Here is a 2,500-nt window from a genome sequence, read left to right as displayed (position 1 = left end):
GGCCCGAACCCACTTAGGTTGAAAACTGAGGGGATGAGCTGTGGGTAGGGGTGAAAGGCCAATCAAACTCCGTGATAGCTGGTTCTCCCCGAAATGCATTTAGGTGCAGCGTCACGTGTTTCTCTGCGGGGGTAGAGCTACTGGATGGTCTAGGGGCCTTACCGGGTTACCGAAATCAACCAAACTCCGAATACCGTAGAGTGAGAGCGTGGCAGTGAGACGGCGGGGGATAAGCTTCGTCGTCGAGAGGGAAACAGCCCAGAACACCAGCTAAGGCCCCTAAGTGTGTGCTCAGTGGGAAAGGATGTGGGATTGCCCAGACAACCAGGAGGTTGGCTTAGAAGCAGCCACCCTTGAAAGAGTGCGTAATAGCTCACTGGTCAAGTGGTCCTGCGCCGACAATGTAGCGGGGCTTAAGCACACCGCCGAAGCTGTGTCATTCGTGCAATACATCGGCTCAACTCCTTGAGGGTTGTGTCTAGTGGTACGGATGGGTAGGGGAGCGTCCTGCATCCAGGGAAGCGGCCGGGTAACCGAGTCGTGGAGGGTGTGGGAGTGAGAATGCAGGCATGAGTAGCGAATGCAGAGTGAGAAACTCTGCCGCCGGATGACCAAGGGTTCCTGGGCCAGGCTAATCCGCCCAGGGTAAGTCGGGACCTAAGGCGAGGCCGACAGGCGTAGTCGATGGACAACGGGTTGATATTCCCGTACCCGAGCATGTGCGCCCATGACGAGGCGTTTGATACTAACCACCCAAAGCCATGGGCTGAAGTCTTCGGATGGAGGTCTGTGTGTGGAGCGTGGGACCTGATTTCGTAGTAGTCAAGCGATGGGGTGACGCAGGAAGGTAGCTCCGCCAGGCGATGGTTGTCCTGGTGTAAGCGTGTAGGCCGTCATGTAGGCAAATCCGCATGGCAATAGGCTGAGACGTGATGCGTAGCCGTTTGAGGCGAAGTAGAGTGATCCTATGCTGCCGAGAAAAGCCTCTAGTGAGTGCATGCACGGCCCGTACCCCAAACCAACACAGGTGGTCAGGTAGAGAATACCAAGGCGATCGGGTGAACTGTGGTTAAGGAACTCGGCAAAATGCCCCCGTAACTTCGGGAGAAGGGGGGCCAAACATCCTGAAGCCCTTCTCGGGCTAGGGGTGGGTGGCCGCAGAGACCAGCGGAAAGCGACTGTTTACTAAAAACACAGGTCCATGCGAAGTCGCAAGACGATGTATATGGACTGACGCCTGCCCGGTGCTGGAACGTTAAGAGGACCGGTTAGCCTTTCGGGGCGAAGCTGAGAATTTAAGCGCCAGTAAACGGCGGTGGTAACTATAACCATCCTAAGGTAGCGAAATTCCTTGTCGGGTAAGTTCCGACCTGCACGAATGGCGTAACGACTTTCCGGCTGTCTCAACCACAGGCCCGGCGAAATTGCACTACGAGTAAAGATGCTCGTTACGCGCGGCAGGACGGAAAGACCCCGGGACCTTTACTATAGTTTGGTATTGGTTTTCGGTTCGGCTTGTGTAGGATAGGTGGGAGACTGTGAAGCGTTCACGCTAGTGGGTGTGGAGTCGTTGTTGAAATACCACTCTGGTCGAATTGGGAATCTGAACCTCGGGCCATGATCTGGTTCAGGGACAGTGCCTGATGGGTAGTTTAACTGGGGCGGTTGCCTCCTAAAGAGTAACGGAGGCGCCCAAAGGTTCCCTCAGCCTGGTTGGCAATCAGGTGTTGAGTGCAAGTGCACAAGGGAGCTTGACTGTGAGACAGACATGTCGAGCAGGGACGAAAGTCGGGACTAGTGATCCGGCACCTCCTGGTGGAAGGGGTGTCGCTCAACGGATAAAAGGTACCCCGGGGATAACAGGCTGATCTTGCCCAAGAGTCCATATCGACGGCATGGTTTGGCACCTCGATGTCGGCTCGTCGCATCCTGGGGCCGGAGTAGGTCCCAAGGGTTGGGCTGTTCGCCCATTAAAGCGGCACGCGAGCTGGGTTTAGAACGTCGTGAGACAGTTCGGTCCCTATCCGCCGCGCGCGTAGGATACTTGAGGAAGGCTGTCCCTAGTACGAGAGGACCGGGACGGACGAACCTCTGGTGTGCCAGTTGTTCCGCCAGGAGCATGGCTGGTTGGCCACGTTCGGAAGGGATAACCGCTGAAGGCATCTAAGCGGGAAGCCTGTTCCAAGATGAGGTATCCCACCCCACGTGGGTTAAGGCCCCCAACAGACCATTGGGTTGATAGGCCAGAAATGGAAGCACAGTAATGTGTTGTCGAGTTGACTGGTACTAATAGGCCGAGGACTTGCCCACGAAGATGTTACGCATCCACTCTACAGCTCTGAAACACCACACCGGGGTGTGTTGTTTCGTAGTGTTTCGGTGGTTATAGCGTCAGGGAAACGCCCGGTCCCATTCCGAACCCGGAAGCTAAGCCTGACAGCGCCGATGGTACTGCAACCGAAGGGTTGTGGGAGAGTAGGACACCGCCGAACTTACCTTG

2 rRNA genes (1 of these 2 cut by a window edge) are annotated in these 2,500 nt (G+C 56.0%); both read left to right on the top strand.

Going from position 1 to position 2,500, the window contains the following annotated elements:
* Positions 1 to 2,310: ribosomal RNA gene (locus QP939_RS00010) — 23S ribosomal RNA — on the top strand (it extends 810 nt beyond the left edge of the window).
* 65 nt (positions 2,311 to 2,375) lie between these two features.
* Positions 2,376 to 2,492: ribosomal RNA gene (gene rrf, locus QP939_RS00005) — 5S ribosomal RNA — on the top strand.
* Positions 2,493 to 2,500: the final 8 nt, after the last annotated feature.

It is taken from the genome of Amycolatopsis nalaikhensis (assembly GCF_030264295.1).
Classification (GTDB): Bacteria; Actinomycetota; Actinomycetes; order Mycobacteriales; family Pseudonocardiaceae; genus Amycolatopsis; species Amycolatopsis nalaikhensis.
This window is presented reverse-complemented; position numbering and strand designations above follow the sequence as displayed.